Origin of the sequence: Streptomyces sp. NPDC001549 (genome assembly GCF_042894025.1) — a bacterium.
Taxonomy (GTDB): domain Bacteria; phylum Actinomycetota; class Actinomycetes; order Streptomycetales; family Streptomycetaceae; genus Streptomyces; species Streptomyces kutzneri.
Genome location: NZ_JBIAVJ010000006.1, coordinates 207,710 through 233,130, shown reverse-complemented (window position 1 = coordinate 233,130; position 25,421 = coordinate 207,710). Strand labels below are relative to the sequence as shown.

Here is a 25,421-nt window from a genome sequence, read left to right as displayed (position 1 = left end):
GTCCAGGCGGCCGGGACCTGGACCGGCACCGGGATCGGGATCGGGACCCGCGTCGGGACCGGGACCCGCGTCGGGGTCAGACATCGCGCCGCCGTTCCAGCGGCGCCTCCGGCACGAGGTGGCACACCAGGAGCTTCAGGAAGAAGAGCGGTGCGAACCGGGCGAGGGCGGAGGGCACCGGCAGCCAGAACAGGTTGACCACGACGGCGGCGGAGTAACCGGCCATGGCCGCCGGGCGCTTGAGATGGACGGGCGTGAACTCCACGACCACGGCGGCGGAGAGCAGCAGCGCGGTGTTGCCCAGGGTCCAGCCGAGGTCCCCGCCGAGCACCGGCAGGCCCATCGCGGCGAGGTGGAGCACGTGCGCGCCGACGAAGAGCAGGCGGGCGCTCCGGACCCCGGGGGCCTGACGGTGGTACCAGCGCTTGGCGGAGTTCGTCGCGTTGGTGAGGATCCCCCCGAGGAGATCGAGGCCGATCAGCACCACCACGGCGCACTGGAGGCCGTTCCAGTCACGGTGGATCCCCGACGACCACACCCCGGCCGCGAGCAGCACCGCGCACCCGCCCGCGCCGAGAATCTCCAGTACCACCAGTACACCCCACTGGTGCATCACATGTGCCGGAACCGAATTGATCACGTTTGACGTCTTCGGGTGCACATGACCGGCCAGGAAAAGGAGAACCTGACGTGAGGACCCCGGACGCATTGACGTCCCGACGCGCACTGCTGACCGTGGGAGCGGGGGCGGCACTGGCCGCCGCGCTGCCGGTGGGTACGGCCCGTGCCGCGTCACCGGTGGCGGGGCTGAGCGCGCTGGAGCGCGAGTACGGGGCGCGGCTGGGGGTGTACGCGCTGGACACCGCCACCGGCCGGACCGTGGTCCACCGGGCCGACGAACCGTTCCCCATGTGCTCGCTGTTCAAGACGCTTGCGGCGGCGGCCGTGCTGCGGGACCTCGACCACGACGGCGCGCATCTCGCCAAGCGCATCCACTACACGCTCCGGGACGTCACGGACGCGGGCGGCGGGTCGGTCACGGAACGGCCCGAGAACATCGCGGGCGGCCTGACCGTGGCGGAACTCTGCTCCGCCGCCATCGCCCAGAGCGACAACGCGGCCGGCAACCTGCTGCTGCGCGAGCTCGGCGGCCCCACCGCGATCACCCGCTTCTGCCGCTCGCTGGGGGACCGTACGACCCGGCTCGACCGGTGGGAGCCCGACCTGAACACGGCCGAGCCATGGCGGGTGACGGACACGACCAGCCCCCGCGCGATCGGGCGGACGTACGCCCGCCTCGGGCTCGGTGACGCGCTGGACTCCGGGGACCGGGACCAGCTGAACCGGTGGCTGCTGTCGAACACCACCAGCGTTGATCGCCTCCGGGCCGGCCTGCCGAAGGACTGGGCCGTCGCGGACAAGACGGGCGCCGGTTCGTACGGGACCAACAACAACGTGGGCATCGCCTGGCCCCCGGGACGCCCGCCCGTGGTCCTGGCCATCCTCTCGACCATGCCGGAGGCGACGACGCCGCGCGACAACACACTGATCGCCCGAACCGCGAAGCTGCTGGCGGACACGCTCGTTTGAGCCCTGAGCCCTGAGCCCTGAGCCCTCGGTCCTGAGCGCGGAACGGCGATCCGGTGCGGGTCGCCGTCTCCGTCGGTACGGTGGCCGCTTGCCGATCGGGGAGGCGGGGACGGGGATGACCGGGTGGGGGCAGGTCGACATGGCGCGCAGTCAGGTGTTCGGGGAGGTGGCCGAGCTCTACGATGCCGCCCGCCCGGGATACGCGGACGCGCTGGCCGCGGAGGTGCTCGCGTACGCGGATCTGGGCGGGCGCACGGCCGTGGAGGTCGGCGCGGGGACCGGCAAGGCCACGGTGGCGTTCGCGGCGCTGGGTACGCCGGTGGTGTGCATCGAGCCCGATCCGCGCATGGCCGAGGTGCTCCGCCGCAACACCTCGCGCTACCCGGGGGTCCGGGTGCACGGCGGCGCCTTCGAGACCTGGCGGCCCGGCGGCCGCCGCTTCGGGCTGCTCTTCGCCGCCACCTCCTGGCACTGGGTTGCCCCGGAGCGGCGTTGGGATCTGGTCCGGGACGCCCTGGCACCGGGCGGGGCCGTGGCGTTGTTCTGGAACCCGCAGGCGGTGCGCGACGCGCGGATGCACGCCGCCCTGGCCGAGGTCGACCGCTGCCACGGGATCGACCGGTCACCGCACGCCGAACTGGTTTCCTCGTACGGCGATCTGCCCGGGAACTGGGCCGGGCAGCCCGGCTGGCCCGAGGAGGAATGCCGCCGCGACGGGCGCTTCACCGGCCTGCGGGCCGTCCGGTACCGGGAGGAGCGGCACTACGACACCCGTCGCTATCTGGGATACCTGGCCTCGATCTCGCGCTACCGCGTCCTGCCCCCCGACCGGCGCGAGCAGGTCCTCGCCGAGACGGCGCAGGTCCTGGACGCCCATGGTGGCGGCATCGAGATGGAGCACTTCAGCGACCTCTTCCTCGCCCGGGCAGCGTGAGCGGGGCACCGTTCGCCGCGGCACCTGCACCGGCACCGGCACCGGCACCGGCACCGACAACAGGCCCTCCGACCGTTCTCCCGCACCGCTATTCCGGCCGGAGGCGCAGCCCGTCCAGGTTGAGGTCGAGGAGGCGTTCGGCCTGCGCCCGCTGCTCCGGGCCGGCCGAGGTGAGGGCGATGCCGGCGAGGGCGGCGAACATGTCGGTCGAGCTGATGTCGGACCTGATCGCGCCCGCGGCGGTGCAGGCCTCCATGAGGGACGTGAGGGCGTCCTGGATCATCCGGCGGCTGTCGGCGTAGGGGTTGCTCCCCGCCGCGAGGACGGCTCGCATCGCATCGGCCATGCCCATCTTGGCGGTGGCGTAGTCGATGAAGCGGCGCGTCCAGGCGCGCAGGGCCTCGTACGGCGGCATGGTCCCCAGGAGGGTGGGGACGGAGTCGCAGAGGCGGGCGACCTCGTTGCGGTAGGCCGCCTCGATCAGGGCTTCCCGGGTGGGGAAGTTGCGGTAGAGGGTGCCGGTGCCCACGCCGGCTTCCTTCGCGATGCGCTCGAAGTGCGCCTCCAGCCCCTGCTCGGTGAACACGCGCACCGCGGCGGCCAGGATCTTGTCCCGGTTGCGCTGCGCGTCGGCCCTCAGCGGGCGTCCTGCGTCTGCGGCCATCAACGGCTCCCTCGCTCCTCACTTGCTAAGTGGAGGAGCCTCCACTTAGTGTTGATCGAAGTGGCGGCGCCTCCACTTTCACTCTAGGGCATGCCATCGGCCTGCCCCATTCCTCTCCCGAAGGGACTCCCGCCATGTCGGGAATCGAAGGCAAGATCGTGGCCATCACCGGCGCCGGCAGCGGCATCGGCGAGGCGACCGCACTCCTCCTCGCCGAGCGGGGCGCGAAGGTGGTCCTCGGCGCACGCCGCACCGGGCGCCTGGAGGCGCTGGCCGCCCGGATCGAGCGGGCCGGCGGTCAAGCCGCCTGGATCCGTACGGACGTGACGCGGCGCGCCGATGTGTCCGGCCTCGTCGACCTGGCGCGGGAGCGCTACGGCAGGCTCGACGTCCTCGTCAGCAATGCCGGGGTCGGCCTCATCTCCCCGCTCGACGAACTGCGCGTCGAGGACTGGGAGGAGATGATCGACGTCAACCTCAAGGGCGTCCTCTACGGGATCGCCGCGGCGCTCCCCGTCTTCCGGGAACAGGGCTCCGGACACTTCGTCAACACCGTGTCCACCGCCGGTCTGCGCGTCGTCCCGCTCCAGTCGGTGTACGCGGGTACCAAGAACGCCGTGCGCACGATCTCCGAAGGCCTGCGCCAGGAGGCCGGGGACAGCCTGCGCGTGACCGTCGTGTCGCCCGGCGCCGTCCGTACGGACTTCACGGAGCGCATGGACCCCGAAGCACGGGAGCGGATCGACCGGATGATGGAGACCGCGCTGGCGCCGGACGCGGTGGCCCGCGCCATCGCCTTCGCCGTCGAGCAGCCGGAGGGTGTCGACGTGGGCGACATCGTCGTACGCCCCACCGCGCAGGCCTGAGAGGGGGACCGGCTCCGGCCGTGGCGGGCCGTGCCGGTCCCCCGGGGCCGCGTTCCTACGGGGCCATCTCGTACGTGCCGGACAGCGCCTCGACCCGCGCCCAGACGCGCGCCGCCCGCTCCTCGTCGACGACCGGACGCCGGACCGCGCCCAGCGCCCACTCCTGCTGCGCCGCCGTCGCGGAGTCCTTGCCGTACAGCTCGACCGCGTGGCCGGAGAAGTCGCGCACGAGGACGGAGAACAGCTCGTCGAGCACCGACCCGTCCAGGTCCGTCAGACGGGCCTGCTCCAGGATCAGCTGTCCGTACACGACCAGCGCGAACAGCTGGCCCACGGAGAGGAGGAAGTCGAGGTCGCGGCTCTGCTCCTCGTCCGGGGCGACGGTGGCCACGAACGCGCAGAGGGCGTCGGCCTGCTCGCGGAACCGGGCCACGTTCGGCACGTCGGCGTAGGCGTCGTAGGCGGTCCGCCAGTCGTGGAACTGTACGGAGCCCAGGCCCCGGGCCGGCCCCTGCCGGAAGAGGAAGGCGTCGTCGGCCGCGTCGAGCCGGGTCGGTACGGCCGGGTACTCGGCCGGGTTCAGCAGGTGGTTGCGCATGAACTTGAGGATCAGGGCGAGGTTGACGTGGACCGTGCCCTCCAGCTTGGGCAGTCCGCGGATCTCGATGGCCGCCTGCGCGAAGTAGTTGTCCTTCTCGAAGCCCTTGGCGGCGATGACGTCCCACATCAGGTCGATGACCTTCTCGCCCTCCGTGGTCACCTTCATCTTCGTCATCGGGTTGAAGAGGAGGTAGCGGCGGTCGTCGGGGCCCGCGGTGCGGAAGTAGTCGACGGCACGGTCGCTGAAGAGCTTCATCCCGACCAGGCGGACGTACGCGTCGGCCAGCTCCCGGCGCACGTGCGGGAAGGCGGTGACGGGGCGGCCGTAGAGGACCCGGTTGTGCGCGTGGGTGACGGCCTCGTACATCGCGTGCTCGCAGATGCCGATGGAGGCGGTGCAGAGGTTGAACTTGCCGACGTTGACGGTGTTCAGGGCGGCGTCGAAGGCGGCCTTGCCGGTGTGCAGGACGTCCTCGGCGCGCACCGGGTAGTCGTCGAGGCGGAACTCGCTGACGTACTTGGAGGAGTCGACGACGTTCTTCACCAGGTGGTACGCCGGGTGGCGGCTGTCGACGGCGAAGAAGACGTAGCCGTCGGGGCCCTCTATGTCGGTGCGGCGGCCGAAGACGGAGACGAGGCCGGCGGCGTTGCCGTTGCCGATGTAGTACTTGGAGCCGCTCGCGCGGAATCCGCCGGCACCGGCTTCGTCGACGTACGGCCGCAGCAGCATGTCGGTGGAGTAGATGTCGGCGCCATGGGTCTTCTCGGACAGGCCGAAGGCGAACACCTCGCCCTCGGCGAGGAGCTGCGCGGCGCGGGCGCGGGCGTCGGCGTTGCCGCTCTGCCAGACCGGGCCGAGGCCGAGGATGGTGACCTGCCAGGCGTACCAGTAGTCGAGGCCGTAGAAGCCGAAGATCTCGTTCAGGGCGGCGATCCGCGCCGTGTCCCAGCGCTTGTCGGACTCCCCCTCGCCGGCCGCGGTGGCCGGGGTCAGGAAGGTCGCGAAGAGGCCCTCCTTCGCGGAGAAGGCGAGGAAGTCGGCGAGCCAGGCGCGGGAGCGGTAGTCCTCGATCAGCCGGCGCTTGCCGCGGCTCTCGAACCAGTCGACGGTGGCGCGCAGCAGCCTGCGGGTCTCGGGGTCGAAGTGCGCCGGGTCGTACGTGTGCGGGTTGAAGAGCAGGGCGTCTGCCATGGAGGTTCACCTTCCGAGGGGTTGGAGGAGGGGAGGAGGCCGGGCGAATGCGTGGGGGGGGTGCGGCGAGGGCGGTGCGGCGGGGGCGCGGGCGGTGCGGCCGCCGTGGCGCGGCGGGGTTCAGGCGGTGGCGGTCGGCGGGGGCCCGCCGAGCCGGTGGAGCGTGGCGAGGACGTCGTCGAGCCAGGCGATCGTCATCCGCTCGAACGCGATGCCGCCGCGCAGCACGACGTGCTGGAGTTCCTGGCCGGCGTCGAGCGGTGCGGGGGCGTCCGGCCCGGTGAAGTCGCGCAGTTCACCGGCGAGATAGCGGGCCAGCCGGTCGCTGTGTGCCCGGTGGTGCCGCTCGACCTCGTGGATCAGGGCGGCCGGGTCGTCGAAGGCCGCGCCGCGGATCTTGACGGCGAGGTCGTGGCGCAGGCTCTCGGGCTCGATCGGCTCGTGCAGCCACTCGGCGAGGACGGTGCGGCCGGGGCCGGCGACGGAGTACTCCTTCTTGTCCGGCCGGCCCTGCTGCGGGACAACGCGGACGGCGAGCAGCCCGCTTGCCTCCATACGCCCCAGGACGCGGTAGATCTGCTGGTGGGTGGCGGTCCAGAAGTAGCCGATGGACCGGTCGAACCGGCGGGCCAGCTCATAGCCGGAGCCCGGCTTCTCCAGCAGGGAGACGAGGATCGCGTGGTCGAGCGCCATGCCCCGATCTTTCTATGCAACTCGTTGCATAGACAAGCGGCAGGGGTCAGGTGAGACGCGGCTCACCCGGAGGCCCCCGGACGCCCCGGCTCGCCACCCGGACGCCCCTGCGAGCCCGCGCTCGCCCCCGCGCTCACTCGGCGGCGAGCCGTGCGCCCGTCCAGACGAGCGCCGGCGGGATCTCCCGCAGCCAGGTGTTGAAGCTGTGGCCACCGCTGTCGAGGATGATCGACGAGACGTGCGCGGGTGCCTTCACCTTGCGGATGAACTCCTGCGTCTCGCCGTAGTTCGGCTCGCCCCGCAGCGAAGAGGTCACCAGGAACGAGGAGTTCCCCTGCGGCAGGTGGTCCAGGTGCCACAGCAGGTCGGACCGTTTCTCCTCGTCCTTGTTCCCCTTGAACAGATCACCGGAGTCCTGGTCGATCTCGGGCCTGTACTCCGCCGACAGGCCCACGCCGACCGCGTACGCCTCCGGGTGCTGCACCGCCATCTTCAGGGCGCAGTAGCCCCCCGTGGAGTCGCCGATGATGCCCCAGCTCCGCGGCGAGGTGCCCACGCGGTACGTGCCGGAGACCGCCTTGACGACGTCCGCGCCGAAGAAGGCCTCGCTCTGCGGGCCCCCGGGGACGTCGACGCACTGGGTGTTGGGCGCGGCGACGGTGGGCCGCATCATCACCAGGATCATCGGCTGCATGCGCTTCTGCTTCGCCAGGCTCCACGCCAGCCTCGGGTAGTGCAGCTTCTTGATGAGGTTCTCGGCCATGCCCGGGTAGCCCGTGAGGACGACGGCGGCCGGGAACCTGCGCTGCCCGTCGTTCTTGTCGAAGTACTCGGGCGGCAGGTACACGTACGCCTCGGCGGCGGCCCGGGACCGCTCGCCGTGGATCGTCACCTTCTCGATCACCCCGCCCACCTGCGGGTTCCGGCCGCCGGGCACCTCCGGGGCCTGTCGGCCCAGCACCTCCACGGCGGCGCCGCCCGGGGCGGCCGGGGCGTGCTGCTTCGTACCGGCGAGGTCGGCCCAGGAGTCGTAGAGGAGGAAGGTGCGGTTGGCCGCGGCGCCGACCGAGGCGAGAACCGTCAGCTGCACGAGCACGAGCAGCCCGACGCGTCCCAGCACCCGCCGGGCGCCCGGCCGTCCCAGCCGGGGCCACACCCATACCGTGAGGGCGAACAGCAGCGCCGTGCACACCACGACGCTCGCCATGAGCGTGCCACTCGTCAGACCCATGAATCAGCGAACCCTCTGTGCCGTCCCCGTCCGGACGCTCGGTCCGGAGCGCTACCAGTGGGTGGCGCACCAGACAAGAGGGGCGGAGCGGGCACCGCGTTCCCTCCCTCGCCTTCGTGGCTTCGGCCAAGCCCGGACGGAAACAGCGCGGCCGGCCCGACTCCCCTTTGTGCAATGCCACATGAGGCAGCGACGGCGCCATGAAGACCGCCGGGGATGCGCGGGCCGGGCATCGCGTCGCGCGGCGCACGTGTGTGCCGCCGCCACCGCCCTGCTGCTCACCTCCTGCGGCACGGCGGACGACCCGACCCCCGCACCGGCTTCGTCCCCGTCCAGCAGCGTCTCGCCCGCGGCGACGCCCTCGGCCGCTACCTGGTCCACGAGGCCTCGTCCCTGTTCGTCGTCCCCGGCGGCCTCCGGCCGGGCGGCCATGTCGGCCAGGCCCTGCTGGAAGACGACCTCCCGTAGGTCCTGTCGTCCGTCCGGGGGATGTGCGGGAACCCCTCAACGGTGGCGGGCGTTGGTGCGACCATAGGAAGGTGATCAGCGGGATCCGACTTCCGATGACTCCGAGGGGAACCGTTCATGAGCACGGCGAAAGACCTGTTCATCATCGCCATGGACCCGCAGCCGGACCGTTCGGTCGGCCAGGGTGACCTGTCGCTCGCCCTCGCCGGCGCCGAGCTGATCGATCTCCTCGACGCGCAGGCCGCCGTTCTGGACGGCGACCGCATCGTGCCGGGCGGACAGCCCGCGCTGGACGACGGGCTGCTGGCCGAGGCCTCGTCGGCGCTCACCCGGCAGACGCCGTACGAGCGGGTCGAGGACTGGCTGTGGCGCCGCGGCCGTGACCTCTCCGCCTCCTACCAGGCCGCCCTCGAGGAAGCCGGTCAGCTGACGCGGGGACGCCGCGGTCTGCTGCCCTTCGGAACCGATCGCCTGGAAGTGGCCGACACGCCCGCTCACCGCCAGGCCCTGAGCCGCTGGGAGGCGGACGAGCCCGTGCTCGCCACTCTCGCCGCGGCCGTGGGCATCCGCGGCCCGCGGTCCGAGGACGAGCCCGGCCTGGACGACGAAGCGGTGACGACCGTACTGGCCGTGGTCGGCGACGCCGTGATGGAACTGGAGGCCGTACGCCAGCGGCGGTCCATCGAGAACGCGGCGTTCGCCAACGTCTGGCGCGTCCCGTGAACCGCACCGCTGCTGCCGCCGGGTGAGCCCCGGACCCGCCGCGCGTGGTCAGCCGGCGTCGAGGACGAGGTCGGCGCGGTGGCGGCCGGTGGCGACGAGGCGCGCGTTGCGTTCGTCCGAGCGGGCCACCCACTCGCGCGCGTACGCGGGGTCCTTGCCGTGCCGTACATGACGATCGATCAGCCGCTCCAGGCGCAGGTCCTCGGCCGGGGCGAGGTACCAGGCCTCGTCCAGCAGGGAACGTACCGAGGCCCACTCCCCCGCGTCGTGCAGCAGGTAGTTGCCCTCGGTGATCACCAGCGGGACGTCCGGGGGCACGGGGATGCTGCCCGCGATCGGCTCCTCCAGGGCGCGGTCGAAGGCGGGCGCGTACACCGTGGGTCCGTGCGGTGCGCGCAGCCGGCGCAGCAGGGCGACGTAGCCGGCGGCGTCGAAGGTGTCCGGGGCGCCCTTGCGGTCGGCGCGGCCCAGCCGGTCCAGTTCGCCGTGGGCGAGGTGGAACCCGTCCATCGGGACCACGACGGCCCGCTCCGGCCCGAGCGCGTCCGCGAGGCGGGCGGCCAGTGTCGACTTTCCGGCCCCCGGGGGCCCGGCGATGCCCAGGATGCGCCGCTTGCCCGGGGTGGCCAGCGCCCCGCCCTCGATACCGGTTCCGTCGTACGCATCCGCCCATCCTGCCCGAGGAACACCGCCCGGTGTCCCCGCCCACGGTGGGGCGGGGACACCGGGCGCAGGGTCAGCAGCGGGGACAGGCCTCTCGGATCACGCGCCAGGTGAAGGTGGCGGAGGCGGTGGCACCCCTGGCATCCCTGGCGGTGACGGTCACCGTACGGATGCCGCTGCCGCGCAGAAGGCCCGAGATCAGGCCGGTCGAGGCGTTGATCGTGGCACCGGTGGGCAGGTTGACCGCGGACCAGGTGTAGGGGGCCGCGCCGCCGGTGGCGGTCATCGGTAAGTAGGCGGAGTCGTACTGGAGGGACACCTGGTTGCCCGGGTTGACCACGGACGGGGCGGCGGCGGCCGCTGTACGCGTCACCGCCGGGCCGGTCGAGCCGTGCGGCGCGGCGAAGGACGGACCGACCGACGCTGCCAGGACAGCGGTCAGGCCGACGGCCAGCGCCGCCAGTCTGCGCGGGGTGCGCGGGGTGCGCGTGGATGTGCTCAACGGAACCTCCGAACTCGTCGGGCGAGGACGGCGTCCCGGCAAGGGTCCCGGAGACCGCCATCGCCCGTTGTGGGTATGCATGTTCGAGGTGCGTGGCGCGTCGGAATCATAGGCGGGCCCGGCCGTCCCGTCGATGGCGCTGCGGTAGGCCGCACAGGCCTACGATGTCCGCCATGCCCGGTACGGTCGCCGTTCCGCACAGCCCCCCGCCCCGCGCACGACTGCGGTCCGCCACCCGCCTGGCCGTATGCGCCGCCGTGCCCTGGTTCCTCTGCCTCTGGTGGGGCACGAGCACGGTCCCGGTGCCCGCCGCCCTGCCGGCCGTACTGATCCTCCGCGAGGACGTGTACGCCGCCCCGCGCCTCGGGTGGAACCGGCTCGTCGGCGTCGTCGTGGGCGTGGCGCTGAGCACGCTCGTACTGCACTGGCTGCCGCCGCCCTCGGCCTCCTCCGTGACCTCGGTGTCGGTGGCGGCCTCGGTGTCCTTCCTCGCCGTACTGGCCTGCGGCTGCGCGGGCATGTACCTGATGTACCAGGACGGCGCCCCCAACCAGCAGGTCCTGGTCAGCGCGCTGGTGATCTACGCGACCGCCCTCCCCGGCTACGCCCTGGCCCGCCTGGTGGAGAGCGCGGTCGGCATCGCCGCCGTCGTGCTGCTGGGGCTCCTGCTGTGGCCGCCGGACCCCTACCGGTCGGCCGCCGCCGGCCTCGACGCGTACCGGATCGAACTCGGCGGTCTCCTCGGCACGGTCGCCGCCCGGCTCGGCGCCGGCGGACCGCCCACCGCTCAGGGTCTCCCCGAGGATGCGGAGTTGTGGCTGCGACCGCGCAACGGCCTCGCGGCCTACGAGCGGGCGGCTCGGCGCACCCGGCTTCCCCGGCTGTACCTCCGCACGCCGAAACGGCCGCCGGACGGGCTGGAGGAGCGGCTGAGGCTCGCCGCGCGGACCGCCCTCACCCTCCAGTACTTCACCCAGGAACTCCGGGAGCGCGCCCGCACCGACGGCCCCGCTCGGCCTTCCGGGTCGGACACCGCCGCGCCTGCCGGGTCGGACACCGCCCTGCGCGACCTCGCCCCGCTGGTGCGGGCCACCGCCCGGGCCGTGGACGCCGCCCTGCGCGGCGGCGAGGACCGCGCCACGGTGTCCGCGGACCTGGACCGGGCCCGCGGCCTGGACCTCGCCCACCGCGCGGCCCACCCCACCCGGCACGACGCCGTCCTGCGGGCGGGCCTCCACCTGACCCACGAGGCCGTCGGCGACCACGTGTCGGCCCACCCCTGACGACCGCCCCTGCCGACCGTCCGGGGCAACCCCGCGCGGGTCGGCAGCCGCCCTCGCCGGCCTGCCCGTGGCTCTCGGCGGGGACACCCTGGGGAGGGTCATGTTCCAGCAGCAGCCGATGAAGACGGCCGCGGCCGAAGCGCTGTGGGAGGGCCGGACCTCCGCGCCCTTCTCCGTCTTCGCGATCGGTGACGTGTCCGAAGGCCACAACACCGTGAAATGGTCCAATCCGTACTGAGCGGTGCCGGTGCCGGTGCCGCGCCCGACCGGTGCCGGTACCGGTCGGGCCCGGCGCGCGAGCCACCGATAGGCTCGGGCACCGACCGGGGAGATGAAGGATCGATGACGCTGAACGAAGGCCTCCGGGTGAAGCTGGCCGCGGACCTCACGCTGACCGGTCCGGTCACGGTGGCGGGGGAACCCGTCGCCGGGTTCCTGGCCCTGGCCTCGGGCACCGAGGGCACCGTCGAGCGGGTGGACGAGCACCAGCCGCAGAGCGGCGAGGACGTCCGCGAGTACGAGCGCCTGAAGTCGCTCCTCAACTCCTTCGGCCATCAGATGCCCGAGGGGAGCAGGAAGCAGCTCGAGGAGAAGGTCGCCTCCCTCCAACCGGCGTGGACCGCCTTCCAGGAGCAGAAGCTCCGCGTGACGGTGCGCGTCCGCTTCGACAACGGGTTCGTCCTCGACGCCGCGCACGAGGAACTCTTCACCTCCGCCTGACGCCGGCCCGGGCGGTCCCGGGCCGCCTGGCACCCTCACCCGGCGCGCGTTTCACTGGAAGGTGCCGTACCAGCGCGCCAACAGAGGACCGCGCACCCGGGAGGTCCCGTGAACACGTACGCGTCACCCCGCTTCGACCCCGCCCGCGTCCCCCACCTGCTGGGGTCCTTCGCGCCCGTGTCCGAGGAGGTCGACGTCGCGGACCTGGAGGTCACGGGCGAGCTGCCGGACACCCTGGACGGCCTGTACCTGCGCAACGGCCCCAATCCGCGGTTCACGCCGATCGGCTCGTACCTGTACCCCATCGACGGCGACGGCATGCTGCACGGCGTGTGGGTCTCCGGTGGGCGGGCCCGCTACCGCAACCGCTTCGTACGCACCCCCGCGCTGCTGGCCGAGAAGCGGGCCGGCCGAGCCCTGTGGGGCGGCCTCGAATCGATGATCATGCCGGACGCCGACCAGGTGGGACCGGAGCTCGCCGGCACCTTCCGGGAGATGCCCGACGTCAACGTGGTCCGGCACGCCGGCCGCCTGCTGGCCCTCGCCGAATCGGCCTGCCCCTTCCGGGTCGACACCGAACTCGCGACGCTCGGCCGCGAGGACTTCGGCGGGGCCCTGCCTGCCGGTATCACCGCCCACCCCAAGATCGACCCGGTCACGGGCGAGATGGTCGTCTTCTGCTACGGCCTGGAGCCGCCCTACCTGACCTGGTCCGTCATCGACCGCCACGGCGCGGTCGTCCGCGGGCCCACGCCCGTCGACGGGGTGGACGAGCCGATGATGATCCACGACATGGCCCTGACCGGCCGCTACGCCGTCCTGGTCCTCGCCCCGGCCTTCTTCGACCTGGCCGCGGCCATGACGGGCGGCTCCTTCCTGGCCTGGCGCCCCGAGCGCGGCACCCGGGTGGCGCTGATCCCGCGCGACGGCGGACCGGTGCGCTGGGCGGCGGACGAGGCCTTCTGGGCGTGGCACACCGTGAACGCGTACGACGACGGCCCGGGCGCGGACGCCCCGGTGGTCCTCGACTACGTGCAGTGGAGCAGGCTCACCGTCGGCGGCCCGGAGGAGGGCACCGAACCGATCAGCGGTGGTCTGGTACGGGCGCGCCTCGACCCGGCCGCCGGCAGCATGACCCGTACCCTGCTCGACGACTCCCGGGTGGAGTTCCCGCGGGTCGACGACCGGCGCATCGGCCGGCGCCACCGGTACACCGCGCTGGCCACCGGCACCGGTCGGACGGACCTGCTGCCGGGCGAGTACGACGCCGTGTGCTGGTACGACAACGAGACCGGCACCTCCCGCGTCTGGCCGGCCGGGAACCTCTCGGTCGGCGAGCCGGTCTTCGCCCCCGAGCCGGGCTCCGGAACCGGCCCCGGGACCGGCTCCGGGACCGCCTCCGAGCCGGGCTCCGAGGAGGGTGGCCACTGGCTGACCTTCGCGACGGACCGCACGGACGGATCGAGCTGGTTCCTGGTCATCCCCGCCGAGGATCCCGCCTCCGGCCCGGTGGCCCGCGCCCGTATCCCCGTACGCGTCCCGCTCGGCCTGCACGGCTGCTGGCTGCCGACCGAGGAGTGAACCCGCCCGACGCGCCCGGGCGGCGCGGCCGTGCCACGCTGTTTCCGGCCTCGGGAGGAGACAGCCGCGACGAACGGAGCGCGCTGTGAGCAGACCGATCCACCCCGCACCACTGCGGCGCGGTATGGCCGCCGCCTGCGCCGCCCTGCTGTTCGTGGCCCTCGCCTCGGGCACCGCGACCGGAGCGGACCCGACCCCGTCCCCGTCCCCGTCCACGCCGTCCGCGACCGGCGACACGGGGCTCGCCGGCCTCGACCCGCGCATCAGGGAGATCATGCGCAAGCCGGATTACCGCAATGCCCAGTGGGGCCTCCTGCAGACCGACCCGGACAGCGGCCGCGTGGTGCACAGCCTCTTCCCCGAGCAGTTCTTCATCCCCGGGTCCACCGCCAAGCTGATCAGTGTCTCGGGCCCGTGGCACACCCTGGGCGCCGACCACCGCTTCGTGACCCCGCTCTACGCGGTCGGCGAGCGCGACGGCGCCACCCTGACCGGCGACCTCGACCTCGTCGCCCAGGGCGACCTCACCATGGGTGGCCGTACGCGCCCCGACGGCACGGTCGCATACACCGACCTCGACCACACCTACGCCAACGACTTCCCCGGGGCGACCCTCACCCCGGAGAACCCGCTGGCCGGGATCGACCTGCTCGCCCGGCAGGTGCGCGACTCCGGCATCACCCGTGTCGACGGCGACGTGATCGTGGACAGCCGGCTCTTCCTCCCCGACCCGGAGCTCGTCCCCACCCCGACGCCCCTGATCATCAACGACAACCTGATCGACCTGATGACCACCCCCGGGGACCGGCCCGGCGCGGACGCCCGGCTGGACTGGCGGCCCAAGGTCGCGCCCTACCAGGTCACCTCGGCGGTGAAGACCGTGGCGGCCGGGAAGCCGACCGCGGTCACGGTGACGGCCACCGACGGCGGCACCAGGATCCGCCTGACCGGAACGATCGCGGCGGACTCCGAACCGCTGCTGCGCACCTCCCCGATCGGCGACCCGGCCGCCTTTGGACGGGTCGCGCTGATCGAGGCGCTCGAACGTGCCGGGGTGCACGTCACCGCCGACCCGTCCGGCCCCAACCCGGTGGGGCGGCTGCCGCGCGACTACGACGGACGGACGCGGGTGGCCGCGTACACCTCCCCGCCCTACGCCCAGTACGCCAAGCTGATCCTCAAGGTCAGCCACAACCTGGGCGCCAACCTGGGCATCTGCCTCCTCGCCGTCACCGCGAAGAGCGACCAGTGCCCCGCCGGCTTCCCGGTGCTCGCCGACTTCCTCGACCAGGCCGGCGTCGACCGCGAGCAGGCGCAGCTCATGGACGGCCGGGGCGGCAACCCCGCCGACCGGGCCACGCCGCAGGTGCTGGTGCAGATGCTGGCGTACTGGCAACGGACCCCGGACGCGCGGCTGTTCCGGGAGGCCCTGCCCATCCTCGGGGTCGACGGTCTGCTGGCCGAGAACTGCCGCAGCTGTCCGGCCCGGGGGAAGGTGTTCGCCAAGACCGGCGCGGCCGTCGGCGGTGACGCCCTCAACGACCGGCTGGCCGTCGGCGCCATCACCATCGCGGGCTATCTCGACAAGGGCGGCGGCCGCTTCGACACCTTCTACGCGGGTGTCAACGGAGCCTCCACGCCGGGCGCCGACCCCACCGAGGTGCTGGCCATCGCCAACGACCTCGCGATGATCGCCGCCTACCTCCAGGAGTCGTCCTAGATCACGTCTCTATGCTGGACCGATGGCGTCGATCAAGCAGTTCCAAGTCACCTTCGACTGCGCGGAACCTGAGCGCCTCGCCCGTTTCTGGTGCGAGGTGCTGGGGTATGTCGTGCCGCCGCCCCCGGAAGGGTTTGCCACCTGGGACGATGTCAAGCGCTCGCTGCCCCCCGAGGAGCAGGACGCGTGGTTCGCCTGCACCGATCCCTCGGGCGTGGGCCCGCGGCTGTACTTCCAGCGCGTCCCCGAAGGGAAGGCCGCCAAGAACCGGCTGCACCTCGACGTGCGGGTCGGCACCGGACTCGTGGGTGAAGAGCGCCTCGCCGCACTCGAGGCCGAGTGTGCACGCCTGGTCCCGCTCGGCGCGGTACACGTGCGCACGCTGTACGACGGCAACGATGCGTGCATCCCGATGCTGGACATCGAGGGCAACGAGTTCTGTATCGACTGAGTGGGGGGACCGGCTACGGCTGCGCCCAGGTGCGCAGCAGGGCTTCCCGCGCACGCGGCTCGGGGGTGCCCTCCACGGCGTGCTCCCGGCCCCACGCCTCGACGGTCCGCAGGTCCGCGGTTCCCGCCACGAAGCGGTCGAGCAGGTCCTGGGAGAGCCGTACCTCCTCGGCGGGGTAGCCTCCGGCCGCCGCCGCGTGGACGGTGACCTCGTGCGTGCCCTCCTCCGTCTCCAGCCGCAGCTTCATCTCCGGCGGCCCCTCGCCGAGGTAGTCCGCTCCGATCGCGGCCGAGATCATCGCGCCGAGGGCCTTCGTCGCACGGCCCACCGGATTGTGCCCGGGCACGTCCTCGACCACGGCGGAACGCAGCCCCGCCCATGTCCACGTCCGGGGGCTGTCGGGGTCCGCGGCTTCCAGGCCCTCGGCGGTCAGCCGGACACCGATCCCGGGGGCGTTCGGCGGCGACCCCACGTACACCGCGTCCGGAGTGACCCAGAACAGTCCGACCATCGCCGCCACGCGCCACTCCCCGCTCTCGTCCCCGACCCACCATCCATACCGCCCGCCGGGAAGGGACCGCCGCAGACACACCGCAGACACACCCGGAGGCCGCCGTACGCGCGCGGGCGTAAATCGATGGGGTCCCGCGGCCGGATCTGCGAGCATCCACGGATGGGTGCTTTGGACGCAGTGGCCGGCAGGGTGGCCGGCGGAGCCACGGTGGAGTTCCGGCCGACCGGCTCCTCGATGGTCCCGTTGATACGCAGTCGTCAGCGGGTGGTGGTCGCTCCGGCCGACCCGTCGAAGCTGAAGGCCGGGGACATCGTTCTCGCCCGTGTCGCCGGGACGGTGTACCTGCACCTGGTGTCGGCCGTGGACCCGGCGAGGAAGCGGGTGCAGATCAGCAACAACCGGGGCCGGGTGAACGGCTGGACCGGCCACGACCGTGTCTTCGGCATCTGTACGGCGGTCGACGGTGTCCCCCGCGTGGGCGCCGCGGACAAGACGCGTGCGGCGTAAGGGCTGTCGCGGTGCGTCGTATGAAGCTTCCGGTCACCATCCACCAAGCGCGTCTCGGACCGGCGGAGTTCAAGGTCATCCGTCCGGCCGAGCCACCGGTCCGGGCCGTACTCCTCGACCGTGACCGCTCCTTGGACACCTACCTCGATCAGGAGGCCGCGTATCTGATCGGCGGCCTGTGGCTGCTCGCCGCCTCGTCACCGCGCTCGCTGGTCCACCTGCCGATGCGCGGCAATCACGCCCCCGCGCGCGGGCTGCCGGAAGCCGGGACACGACAGCTCGATCTCGTGCTGCTGCACCACTCGCTCCAGTTCGCGCCCGCCCGCTGGAAGGAACTCCGCGCCCGGCTCGGCCCGGGGCGCCCGCAGACGGTGACCTTGACGGTCCCCGGCCCGGAGCTCACCGGCGGATCCTCGGCCGAAGACGGGGCACGGCACCACCGGGAGAACCGGGATCTGTTCCACCAGCACCTCCACGCCGAGACCCTGTTCATGACCGGCAGCGCGAAGGTGTTCCGGGCCACCGCCCCTCACTTCCTCGATGTCGCCCGGCACGGTCCCGGATACGTGGCCGCCCATCCGCGCCACGCGCACTTCTGCACCGAGTTCCATTCCACCGAGGGAGTCCTCGGTGCCGCGCGCGAGATCCACGTCGAGTACTGCGACCGATGGAGCCCGCGCGGGTGATCCCGCGACCCCGTTCCTCGCGCACGCGGCCGCGCACGTACCCCGCGTACGGGCGGACCTGATCCACCGGCTCGCGGACATCGCCGACGGGCGCGGGCCCGGTTCGGCGGAGCGCGGCGACGCGGACGCGGCCGCCTTCGGCCTGGTCCTGGTCGAACTCCCGGCCCTGTTGCGGTTCCTGGAGGACCCCGATCCCGAGACCCGGCGAGCGGTCGTCCGCATCACGCCGCTCGCCTCCCTGGTGGGTGAGGACGTAGGGGACCGCCTCGCGCGGCGGTACGCGGAGGACCCCGACGGGCCGGTCCGGGCCGACGCCTTCTCCGCGCTCGCCGGCCTCGCGGAGCGGCGCCGGCCCCCGCGCGGACGCGGTGCGGCGGTGGGCGGCCGAGGCCGTCGACGGCTCCGAGCCGCTGGTGCGCGAGCGGGCCGCCGTCATGCTGCTGGAGGAAGCCGGCACCCCGTACCCGGCGGATCTGGTCGAGGTCCTCGCAGAGGCGAGCGCCCATGCCGCACCCGGCAACGAGCTGCGGTCCCTCGTCGTCGGTCTGCGGCTGATCGCCGCCGGGGACCGCGGCCGGTCGGCGCAATGGTCAGGCCCTGCAGTGTCGACAGCCACCAGATTGTCGCGAGGACGCGTCCGATGCCGGGGGGAGAGAGACCGCGGGTCTCCACGACGGCCGCGGGGCGATCGTCCTCCCGGTGAGGAGGCCGGCCGGCTGCGTCCGTCAGCCGTCAGCCGTCGGCCGTTAGGGTGAAACCTGACCCTCCGTGAAGAAAGGCCCTGCGGCTCACTGTGACCGAATCACGCACGCACACCCTCTTCTCCTTCGGCACGCTGTTGGACGAGCGGGTCCAGACCGCTCTCTTCGGCAGAGCCGTGCCCACCTCCCCGGCGTCGCTGGCCGGTTACACCACCCGGCCCCTGAAGATCACCGATCCGGCGGTGATCGCCGCCAGCGGGCTCGACGTGCATCTGATCCTGGAGCGCAGGCTCGGCGCCTCGGTCGAAGGGGCCGAGCTGCACCTCACCAACGAGGAGCTCGCCGCGGCCGACGCCTACGAGGTCGACGACTACACCCGCCGGCGGGTGGTCCTCTCCTCCGGCGAGAGCACCTGGGCCTACCTGGACGCGAAGCCGCTGCGCCCGGCGGAGCGCATCGTCATCGTGGGCGACAGCATCGCCTACGGACGCTGCGACCCGCGGGGCGGCTGGGCGGGCCACCTGGCGGCCGCCCACATCGCCGGCAACGAGGCCGAACGCCGGCTCTTCAACCTGGCGATCCCCGGCAGCACCCTCGCCGACGTCGGCGAGCAGACGCCCGCGCTGCTGGCGGCCCGCCGGCCCGACACCCTCCTGGTCGCCGCCGGCATCAACGACTCCGCCGTGCCGCTCGCCGGCGCGGAGGCCGGCGCCGACACCGGCGCCGACACCGACACCGACGGAACCGCCGGTCTCGAGCGGCTCACCGGCAGCCTCGACGCGCTGGCCGCCACCGCCCTCGGCCACAACGCCCGGCTCGTCGTCGCCGGGCCGTCCTGGCTCGACGAGGACCGCACCCGCGACTACGAGGGCCTGCGCTTCACCCGGGCGCGCGCACTGGCCCTGCGCGCCTTCCTCCGGGCCTGGTGCGAGGCGAACCACATCGACCACCTCGACCTGTGGGAGCCCCTGCGGGAGAGGACCGACCTGCTCGCCGACGGCCTGCACCCCACCGCCGAAGGGCACCGGGCACTCTACGAGCACCTCGACACGCTCGGCCGCTGACGGCCTCACCGCCCGTGGTGATCTTGACGAAGCCGCTTGTAACCCCCGGGGGGCACCGCCCGTCACCTGCGCGCAACAGGAACTTCCTACGTTGGACCGCAACGGGACCGACCTGCACACGGCCGCAGCGGCCCGGAGCGGGGCGGTGTCGGCCGAAGGCGCGAGGAGGTCTGCTGTGGCGGAGCCGGAGGCGAAGGCCGCGACCGGGCAGCGGGTGCGTACGGTCTGCTCCTACTGCGGCGTGGGGTGCGGGATCGTCCTGGACATCGCCACGGGCGGTGACGGCCGCCGCACGGTGGCCAAGGTCGCCGGGGACAAGCAGCACCCGGCGAACGCCGGGCGCCTGTGCACCAAGGGCGCCACGCACGCCGACATGCTGGCCGCGCCCGGCCGGCTGACCACCGCGCTGATCCGCGGCGAGCGGGGCGCCGGGCCCGCGCCCGCACCGGTGGAGGCGGCCGTCACCGAGGCGGCCGTGCGCCTGAGGGAGATCCTCGACGCGCACGGCCCCGACGCGCTGGCGCTCTACGTCTCGGGCCAGATGTCCCTTGAGGCCCAGTACCTGGCGAACAAGCTGGCCAAGGGCTTCCTGCGGACGAACCAGATCGAATCCAATTCGCGGCTGTGCATGGCGAGCGCCGGCACCGGCTACAAGCTCTCGCTCGGCGCCGACGGACCGCCCGGCTCGTACGAGGACTTCGAGCGGGCGGACGCCTTCTTCGTCATCGGCGCCAACATGGCCGACTGCCACCCCATCCTCTTCCTGCGGATGATGGACCGCGTCAAGGCCTCCGGCGCCAAGCTCATCGTGGTCGATCCCCGGCGCAATGCCACCGCCGACAAGGCCGACCTGTTCCTGCAGATCCGGCCGGGCACCGACCTGGCCCTCCTCAACGGCCTGCTGCACCTGCTGGTCGAGGGCGGCTGGACCGACCCCGGCTTCATCGCCGAGCACACCGAGGGCTGGCCGGACATGCCCGCCTTCCTGGAGGACTACGCGCCCGACAGGGTCGCCCGGATCACCGGCATACCGGAGGCCGACATCCGGCTGGCCGCCCGCTGGATCGGCGAGGCGGGCGAGTGGACGAGCTGCTGGACCATGGGCCTCAACCAGTCCACCCACGGCACCTGGAACACCAACGCCCTGGTCAACCTGCACCTCGCCACCGGTGCCATCTGCCGCCCGGGCAGCGGCCCCTTCTCCCTCACCGGCCAGCCCAATGCGATGGGCGGACGGGAGATGGGCTACATGGGACCGGGACTGCCCGGCCAGCGCTCGGTCCTGGTGGACGAGGACCGCGGCTACGTCGAGGAGCTGTGGGGCGTACCGAAGGGCACCCTGCGCACCGACGTCGGCCGCGGCACCGTCGAGATGTTCGAGGAGATGGCCGCCGGTGGGATCAAGGCGTGCTGGATCATCTGCACCAACCCGGTCGCCTCGGTCGCCAACCGCAGCACCGTCATCAAGGCCCTGGAGACCGCCGAACTCGTCATCACCCAGGACGTGTTCGCGGAGACCGAGACCAATGCCTACGCCGACATCGCACTGCCCGCGACGCTGTGGGCCGAGGCGGACGGCGTGATGATCAACTCGGAGCGCAACCTCACCCTGGTGCAGGGCGCCGCCGACCCAACCGGCGAGGCCCTGCCCGACTGGCAGCTGATCGCCCGGGTCGCCTGCGCGATGGGGTTCGCCGAGGCGTTCACGTACACCTGTGCCGAGGAGTGTTCGAGGAGCTCCGGCAGGCCTGGAACCCGAAGACGGGCTGGGACCTGCGCGGGGTCACGTACGAGCGACTGCGCTCGGGCCCGGTGCAGTGGCCGGCCGCCCCGGGCGGGCCGGACCGCAATCCGGTCCGCTATCTCAACGACGGGGTCAGCCGGCCCCTGGCCGAGCGCCCGGACGGCGGCCGCCCCCGGCTGGCCTTCCCGACGGCGACGGGGCGGGCCGTCTTCTTCGCCCGTCCGCACCTGCCGGACGGCGAACTCCCCGACGACGACTACCCGTTCGTGCTCAACACGGGCCGTCTGCAGCACCAGTGGCACACCCTGACCAAGACCGGCAAGGTAGCGAAGCTCAACAAGCTCAACCCCGGACCGTTCGTGGAGATCCACCCGCAGGACGCGGCCGCGCTCGGCATCGAGGAGGGCGACGGGGTGGAGGTGGCCTCCCGGCGCGGGCGGGCCGTGCTGCCCGCCGTCGTCACCGACCGGGTCCGGCCCGGGAACTGCTTCGCCCCCTTCCACTGGAACGACCTGTTCGGCGAGTACCTCAGCGTCAACGCCGTCACGGACGACGCCGTCGACCCGCTCTCCTTCCAGCCCGGATTCAAGATGTGCGCGGTGACCCTGGCCAAGACACGGGCCCCGCTTCCCGTGGCGGCACTGCCGGCCGGCACGGGCGCGGGCGCGGGCGCGGGTGCGGGCGCGGGTGCGGGTGCGGGCGCGGGTGCGGGCGCCGGGGCCGGGGCCGGGGCCGGGGCCGGATCGGGCCCCGGCGGTCCGGCCGGCGCCGAGACCCCGCCCGGCGCCGCCACCGCCACGCTGACCCGTCCCGTGACCGCCCCCGCGACGGCCGCCCTCGCCACCCTGTTCGGGCTGGAGGACCACACCCCGCCCGCCTTCTCCGACCGGGAGCGCCAGTACCTCGCCGGTTTCCTCGCCGGGCTCGCCTCCGCCCCGCCCGGCCCGGGCGTCCCCTCGCTTCCCGCCGACGCCCCGTTCGAGGCCGGGCACGCGCTCTGGGTCGACGGTGTCCTCGCCGGCCGGTACTCGCGTACGGCGACCGCCCTGGCCGCCGCTCCCCCGGCCGCTCCGGCCGCCGTTCCCGCCGCCCAGGACCGGCCGGCCCGGCAGACCGTGATCCTGTGGGCCTCGCAGACGGGCAACGCCGAGGACCTCGCGGCCACCGTCGGAGCGGCGCTGGCCGGGAGCGGCTTCCCGGCGAGCGTGCACAGCATGGCGGACCGCAGCGCCGCCGCCCTGACACCCGGCACCGATCTGCTGGTCGTCACCAGCACCTTCGGCGACGGCGACGCGCCGGACAACGGAGCCGCGTTCTGGGAGTCCCTCACCGCAGCCGACGCGCCCCGCCTCCAGGACGTCCGGTACGCGGTGCTCGCCCTCGGCGACTCCGCCTACGACGCCTTCTGCGGCCACGGCCGCCGGCTCGACCAGCGCCTCGAAGAGCTCGGCGGCCGGCGCCTCCTGCCCCGTCTGGACTGCGAGCCCGACTACGAGGAGCCCGCGGGACGGTGGCTGGAGCAGGTGCGCGAGGCGCTCACGGCCGCCCCGGACCCGGAGCGCGCCGGGAAGCTGCGGCCCGCGGCGGACCGCAACTCCCCCTACACCGCCCGGCTGTCCGGCAACCGGCTGCTCAGCCTGCCCGGGGCGAGCAAGGAGGTCCGCCGGTTCACCTTCGACCTGGGCGAGGACGGCCCGGCGTACGAGGCGGGCGACGCCCTCGGGGTCCAGCCGGTCAACTGCCCCGGCCTGGTGGCGGAGTGGCTGGCCGCCACCGGCCTCTCCGCGGACGCGGAGGTCGCCGTACCCGGCCGCGAGCCCATGCCGTTCGCCGAGGCGCTCCACCGGCACCTGGACATCACCCGGCTCACGCCCGACCTGCTGCGCTTCATCACCGAGCACACCGGCGACCGCACGCTCAAGCGGCTGACCCGTCCCGACAACAAGGACGGTCTCGCCCGGTGGACCTGGGGGCGCCAGCCCGTCGACGTCCTGGCCGAGTTCCCGGTCCGGATCGGTGCCCAGGAGTGGGCCGAGCGTCTGCGGCGCCTCGGGCCGCGCCTCTACTCGATCTCGTCCAGCCCGCTCGCCGACCCCCGCGAGGTCAGCCTGACCGTCTCCGTCCTGCGCTACGAGGGACCGGCCGGCCACCACCGCAAGGGCGTCGCCTCCACCTTCCTCGCGGACGCCGAACCGGGCACGCCCGTACCGCTGTTCGTGCAGAGCTCGGCGCACTTCCGGCCGCCCGCGGGCTCGGACACCCCGGCGATCATGGTCGGTCCGGGGACCGGCGTCGCACCGTTCATGGCCTTCCTCGAACACCGCCGGGCGCTCGGCCACCAGGGCGGGAACTGGCTGTTCTTCGGCGAACAGCGCCGCGACACCGACTTCTACTACCGTGAGGAGCTGGCGGAACTCCACCGGCACGGCACGCTCACCCGGCTCGACCTGGCCTTCTCCCGCGACCGGCGGACCAAGGTCTACGTCCAGGACCGCATGCGCGAGCACGGCGCCCAGCTGTGGTCCTGGCTCCAGGACGGCGCCCACTTCTACGTGTGTGGTGACGCGAGCCGGATGGCCAAGGACGTGGACCGGGCGCTGCGCGAGATCGCCATGACGCACGGCGGCCTCGACGCGGACGAGGCCGCCGCCTACCTGAAACAGCTGTCCGCCGCCAAGCGGTACGGCCGCGACGTGTACTGAGCGCGCGCGGGAACGCCGGGCCGGCGCGGTCGGTGCCGCGCCGGCCCGGCCGCACGCCTCCGCGTGCTGACGCGCGCCGCCGCCTGCCGCGAGGCCCTGCTCGCCGACTCGCGCCCCACGGGCGGGCAACTGCACGCCGAACTCCTGGCGCTCGCCGCCACCTCGGGCTGGACGCCGGCCGGATGGCACTGCGGCCACAGGGTCGGGGCGGATCCCCCGGCAGGTGTCCGGGACGCACGGCCGGACGCGTACATCTGCCCGGAGCACGACCGTCCGCTGCGCCGGACCGTCGCGTGAGGGTGGCAGGCCCACTGGATCCTGGAGATCCGCCTGGTCGACGAGCACCGCGGGTTCGGCGGCTCGTACAAGCGGCTGCTGGACCTCGTCTGACGAGCCGACGGTCGGGCCGCCGGTCTGGCCGTCAGCCGGCCGTCACCCGGCCGTCAGGACCAGGGGCGCCGGAGCTCCGTCGGTCCAGTCCGGGGGGATCGCGGCGAGCGCGTCGCCCACGGCGGCCCCCTGGAGGAACGCGGCGCCGTGCCCTTCGGCGATCCTGGCCCGCGCGCCGTCCCAGGCGACGGGCACCAGCCGGGTCAGTCCGGGGGCGGGCCGCGCCCGCCCGTGCACCGGAACGCGCGGCAGGGCACCGAGGGCGCGTCCGGACAGGCCCGCGATCAGGGGGCCGAGCAGGGTACGGGCGGCGGGCGCCGCCGCCCCGGGAGCCCGGCCCGACGCCGCCCCCGGCCGCCCGCCGGTGGAACTCACCCGGGCCGCCGGCTCCGACCCGCTGTTCGCCGGGGCCACCCGGCCCTCCCCGTACCTGCGGCCTGCCCGCGACCCCCTGGAACTGCCCGCCGGCGCCGTGGTCCTGGCCTCCTGCGACGGGTACCCGGAGCAGGCGTTCCGGATCGGCGCCAGTGCCCGGGGCGTCCGCTTCCTGCCACAGGAGCTCCCCCTGGACCCCTGGGGTGAGCAGCTCCTCGGGCGGTTCGCCACCCTCGTGGCCGCGCGCGCCGAACACACGGCCACCCGGGCCTTCTTCACCCGCCGGGCCGACGCCTGGGAGGAGCGGTTCGCCTACCAGGCCCCCGCCTACGGGGCGGCGATCGCCCGGCTGCGGCTGGCACCCGGCGGGCGGGCGGCCGACCTCGGCTGCGGCACCGGCCGGGCCATGCCCGCGCTCCGGGCCCAGGTCGGACCTCGCGGCCACGTGCTCGGCGTCGACCTCACCCCGGCCATGCTGGCCGCCGCCGCCCGGCACGGCCGCACCCGCCACGGGTCCCTCCTCGCCGCCGACTGCACCCGGCTCCCGCTGGCCGGCGCCTCCCTGGACGGCATCTTCTCGGCGGGGCTGCTCGACCACCTCCCGGACCCGGCCGCCGCCCTGCGCGAATGGGCCCGCGTCACCGCGGCCGACGGCGTCCTGCTGCTCTTCCACCCGTCGGGCCGAGCGGAGCGCGCCGCCCGGCACGGCCGCCCCCTCGACCCCGACGACCTCCTCGCCGAGGGCAACCTCCGCCGCGCGCTGGAGACCACGGGCTGGCACCTGGAGGAGTACGAGGACGCCGCCGGTCACTTCCTGGCCCGGGCGGTGCCGCGCCGCTGAGCCGGTACGACCGTGC

At 73.5% G+C, this 25,421-nt stretch carries 27 protein-coding genes and 1 pseudogene; 19 read left to right on the top strand and 9 right to left on the bottom strand.

Going from position 1 to position 25,421, the window contains the following annotated elements; all coding sequences use genetic code 11:
* Positions 1-76: 76 nt before the first annotated feature.
* Positions 77-592 carry a hypothetical protein gene (locus ACFY04_RS13275; protein WP_389116342.1) on the bottom strand — a complete coding sequence of 172 codons (516 nt, stop codon included), beginning with the start codon at positions 590-592 and terminating at the stop codon, positions 77-79.
* 98 nt (positions 593-690) lie between these two features.
* Here ACFY04_RS13275 and bla point away from each other — a divergent pair, with 98 nt between their 5' ends.
* Both bla and ACFY04_RS13265 read left to right on the top strand, forming a co-directional pair.
* Positions 691-1,590 carry a class A beta-lactamase gene (gene bla, locus ACFY04_RS13270; RefSeq protein ID WP_389116341.1) on the top strand — a complete coding sequence of 300 codons (900 nt, stop codon included), beginning with the start codon at positions 691-693 and terminating at the stop codon, positions 1,588-1,590.
* 88 nt (positions 1,591-1,678) lie between these two features.
* Positions 1,679-2,524: a class I SAM-dependent methyltransferase gene (locus ACFY04_RS13265; protein WP_389116340.1), complete on the top strand. Its 846-nt coding sequence runs from the start codon at positions 1,679-1,681 to the stop codon at positions 2,522-2,524.
* Between the two features lie 88 nt (positions 2,525-2,612).
* On the opposite strand, the gene ACFY04_RS13260 is transcribed toward ACFY04_RS13265, so the two are convergent.
* A complete protein-coding gene (locus tag ACFY04_RS13260) occupies positions 2,613-3,188 on the bottom strand; it encodes a TetR/AcrR family transcriptional regulator (RefSeq protein WP_389116338.1) in 576 nt (191 codons plus the stop codon).
* Between the two features lie 134 nt (positions 3,189-3,322).
* Here ACFY04_RS13260 and ACFY04_RS13255 point away from each other — a divergent pair, with 134 nt between their 5' ends.
* Entirely contained in the window at positions 3,323-4,054 is a 732-nt protein-coding gene (locus tag ACFY04_RS13255; protein WP_389116337.1) for an SDR family oxidoreductase, read from the top strand.
* A gap of 55 nt (positions 4,055-4,109) precedes the next feature.
* Here the strand turns inward: ACFY04_RS13255 and ACFY04_RS13250 are convergent, their stop codons facing one another.
* The 3 genes from ACFY04_RS13250 to ACFY04_RS13240 form a co-directional block, all read right to left on the bottom strand.
* Positions 4,110-5,846 (bottom strand): acyl-CoA dehydrogenase family protein, encoded by a 1,737-nt coding sequence (locus ACFY04_RS13250; RefSeq protein WP_389116336.1) that lies wholly within the window; start codon positions 5,844-5,846, stop codon positions 4,110-4,112.
* 120 nt (positions 5,847-5,966) lie between these two features.
* On the bottom strand, positions 5,967-6,539 hold the full coding sequence (locus tag ACFY04_RS13245; protein ID WP_389116334.1) for a PadR family transcriptional regulator: 573 nt from the start codon (positions 6,537-6,539) through the stop codon (positions 5,967-5,969).
* 133 nt (positions 6,540-6,672) lie between these two features.
* Positions 6,673-7,770 (bottom strand): alpha/beta hydrolase, encoded by a 1,098-nt coding sequence (locus ACFY04_RS13240; RefSeq protein ID WP_389116332.1) that lies wholly within the window; start codon positions 7,768-7,770, stop codon positions 6,673-6,675.
* 216 nt (positions 7,771-7,986) lie between these two features.
* Between ACFY04_RS13240 and ACFY04_RS13235 the strand changes: the two genes are divergently transcribed.
* Complete coding sequence (locus ACFY04_RS13235; protein WP_389116331.1) at positions 7,987-8,238, top strand: hypothetical protein; 252 nt, start codon at positions 7,987-7,989, stop codon at positions 8,236-8,238.
* A gap of 117 nt (positions 8,239-8,355) precedes the next feature.
* The gene (locus tag ACFY04_RS13230; protein ID WP_373037767.1) at positions 8,356-8,961 is read left to right on the top strand and encodes a GPP34 family phosphoprotein; all 606 of its coding nucleotides are present in this window, start codon (positions 8,356-8,358) and stop codon (positions 8,959-8,961) included.
* 48 nt (positions 8,962-9,009) lie between these two features.
* On the opposite strand, the gene ACFY04_RS13225 is transcribed toward ACFY04_RS13230, so the two are convergent.
* Together ACFY04_RS13225 and ACFY04_RS13220 are read right to left on the bottom strand one after the other, a co-directional pair.
* Positions 9,010-9,606, bottom strand: a complete 597-nt coding sequence (locus tag ACFY04_RS13225; RefSeq protein WP_389116538.1) for a nucleoside/nucleotide kinase family protein — start codon at positions 9,604-9,606, stop codon at positions 9,010-9,012.
* A gap of 91 nt (positions 9,607-9,697) precedes the next feature.
* Positions 9,698-10,126, bottom strand: a complete 429-nt coding sequence (locus tag ACFY04_RS13220; RefSeq protein ID WP_389116330.1) for an Ig domain-containing protein — start codon at positions 10,124-10,126, stop codon at positions 9,698-9,700.
* A gap of 173 nt (positions 10,127-10,299) precedes the next feature.
* On the opposite strand from ACFY04_RS13220, the gene ACFY04_RS13215 reads away from it, so the two are divergent.
* The 6 genes and pseudogenes from ACFY04_RS13215 (at position 10,300) to ACFY04_RS13190 (ending at position 15,881) form a co-directional block, all read left to right on the top strand.
* Positions 10,300-11,409 carry a hypothetical protein gene (locus ACFY04_RS13215; RefSeq protein ID WP_389116329.1) on the top strand — a complete coding sequence of 370 codons (1,110 nt, stop codon included), beginning with the start codon at positions 10,300-10,302 and terminating at the stop codon, positions 11,407-11,409.
* Between the two features lie 52 nt (positions 11,410-11,461).
* A pseudogene (locus ACFY04_RS13210) lies at positions 11,462-11,641 on the top strand (cytochrome ubiquinol oxidase subunit I); the annotation flags it as partial.
* Positions 11,642-11,751: 110 nt separating this feature from the next.
* Positions 11,752-12,129 (top strand): hypothetical protein, encoded by a 378-nt coding sequence (locus ACFY04_RS13205; protein WP_389116327.1) that lies wholly within the window; start codon positions 11,752-11,754, stop codon positions 12,127-12,129.
* A 108-nt stretch (positions 12,130-12,237) separates the two neighbouring features.
* Positions 12,238-13,710: a carotenoid oxygenase family protein gene (locus tag ACFY04_RS13200; protein ID WP_389116326.1), complete on the top strand. Its 1,473-nt coding sequence runs from the start codon at positions 12,238-12,240 to the stop codon at positions 13,708-13,710.
* An 85-nt stretch (positions 13,711-13,795) separates the two neighbouring features.
* Positions 13,796-15,430, top strand: a complete 1,635-nt coding sequence (gene dacB / locus ACFY04_RS13195) for a D-alanyl-D-alanine carboxypeptidase/D-alanyl-D-alanine-endopeptidase (RefSeq protein WP_389116324.1) — start codon at positions 13,796-13,798, stop codon at positions 15,428-15,430.
* Between the two features lie 22 nt (positions 15,431-15,452).
* Positions 15,453-15,881, top strand: coding sequence for a VOC family protein (locus ACFY04_RS13190; RefSeq protein ID WP_389116322.1), 429 nt, complete (start codon positions 15,453-15,455; stop codon positions 15,879-15,881).
* Positions 15,882-15,894: 13 nt separating this feature from the next.
* Here ACFY04_RS13190 and ACFY04_RS13185 read toward each other — a convergent pair whose 3' ends face one another.
* Positions 15,895-16,401, bottom strand: coding sequence for a hypothetical protein (locus tag ACFY04_RS13185; RefSeq protein WP_389116321.1), 507 nt, complete (start codon positions 16,399-16,401; stop codon positions 15,895-15,897).
* A 153-nt stretch (positions 16,402-16,554) separates the two neighbouring features.
* On the opposite strand from ACFY04_RS13185, the gene ACFY04_RS13180 reads away from it, so the two are divergent.
* The 7 genes from ACFY04_RS13180 to ACFY04_RS13150 all read left to right on the top strand — a co-directional run bounded on the left by ACFY04_RS13180 (position 16,555) and on the right by ACFY04_RS13150 (position 24,096).
* On the top strand, positions 16,555-16,902 hold the full coding sequence (locus tag ACFY04_RS13180; protein ID WP_314244995.1) for a S26 family signal peptidase: 348 nt from the start codon (positions 16,555-16,557) through the stop codon (positions 16,900-16,902).
* Positions 16,903-16,922: 20 nt separating this feature from the next.
* A complete protein-coding gene (locus ACFY04_RS13175; RefSeq protein WP_389116320.1) occupies positions 16,923-17,588 on the top strand; it encodes a hypothetical protein in 666 nt (221 codons plus the stop codon).
* Complete coding sequence (locus tag ACFY04_RS13170; protein WP_389116318.1) at positions 17,533-18,291, top strand: HEAT repeat domain-containing protein; 759 nt, start codon at positions 17,533-17,535, stop codon at positions 18,289-18,291. Before ACFY04_RS13175 ends, ACFY04_RS13170 begins: the two co-directional genes overlap by 56 nt.
* 90 nt (positions 18,292-18,381) lie before the next feature.
* Positions 18,382-19,353 carry a GDSL-type esterase/lipase family protein gene (locus tag ACFY04_RS13165; RefSeq protein ID WP_389116316.1) on the top strand — a complete coding sequence of 324 codons (972 nt, stop codon included), beginning with the start codon at positions 18,382-18,384 and terminating at the stop codon, positions 19,351-19,353.
* A gap of 175 nt (positions 19,354-19,528) precedes the next feature.
* Positions 19,529-21,406 (top strand): molybdopterin-dependent oxidoreductase, encoded by a 1,878-nt coding sequence (locus ACFY04_RS13160; RefSeq protein ID WP_389116315.1) that lies wholly within the window; start codon positions 19,529-19,531, stop codon positions 21,404-21,406.
* Positions 21,364-23,799 carry a molybdopterin dinucleotide binding domain-containing protein gene (locus ACFY04_RS13155; RefSeq protein ID WP_389116537.1) on the top strand — a complete coding sequence of 812 codons (2,436 nt, stop codon included), beginning with the start codon at positions 21,364-21,366 and terminating at the stop codon, positions 23,797-23,799. Before ACFY04_RS13160 ends, ACFY04_RS13155 begins: the two co-directional genes overlap by 43 nt.
* A gap of 63 nt (positions 23,800-23,862) precedes the next feature.
* A complete protein-coding gene (locus ACFY04_RS13150) occupies positions 23,863-24,096 on the top strand; it encodes a hypothetical protein (protein WP_389116312.1) in 234 nt (77 codons plus the stop codon).
* 135 nt (positions 24,097-24,231) lie between these two features.
* On the opposite strand, the gene ACFY04_RS13145 is transcribed toward ACFY04_RS13150, so the two are convergent.
* Positions 24,232-24,564, bottom strand: coding sequence for a hypothetical protein (locus tag ACFY04_RS13145; RefSeq protein ID WP_389116310.1), 333 nt, complete (start codon positions 24,562-24,564; stop codon positions 24,232-24,234).
* Here ACFY04_RS13145 and ACFY04_RS13140 point away from each other — a divergent pair.
* On the top strand, positions 24,554-25,405 hold the full coding sequence (locus ACFY04_RS13140) for a methyltransferase domain-containing protein (RefSeq protein ID WP_389116308.1): 852 nt from the start codon (positions 24,554-24,556) through the stop codon (positions 25,403-25,405). The genes ACFY04_RS13145 and ACFY04_RS13140 overlap by 11 nt on opposite strands.
* Positions 25,406-25,421: the final 16 nt, after the last annotated feature.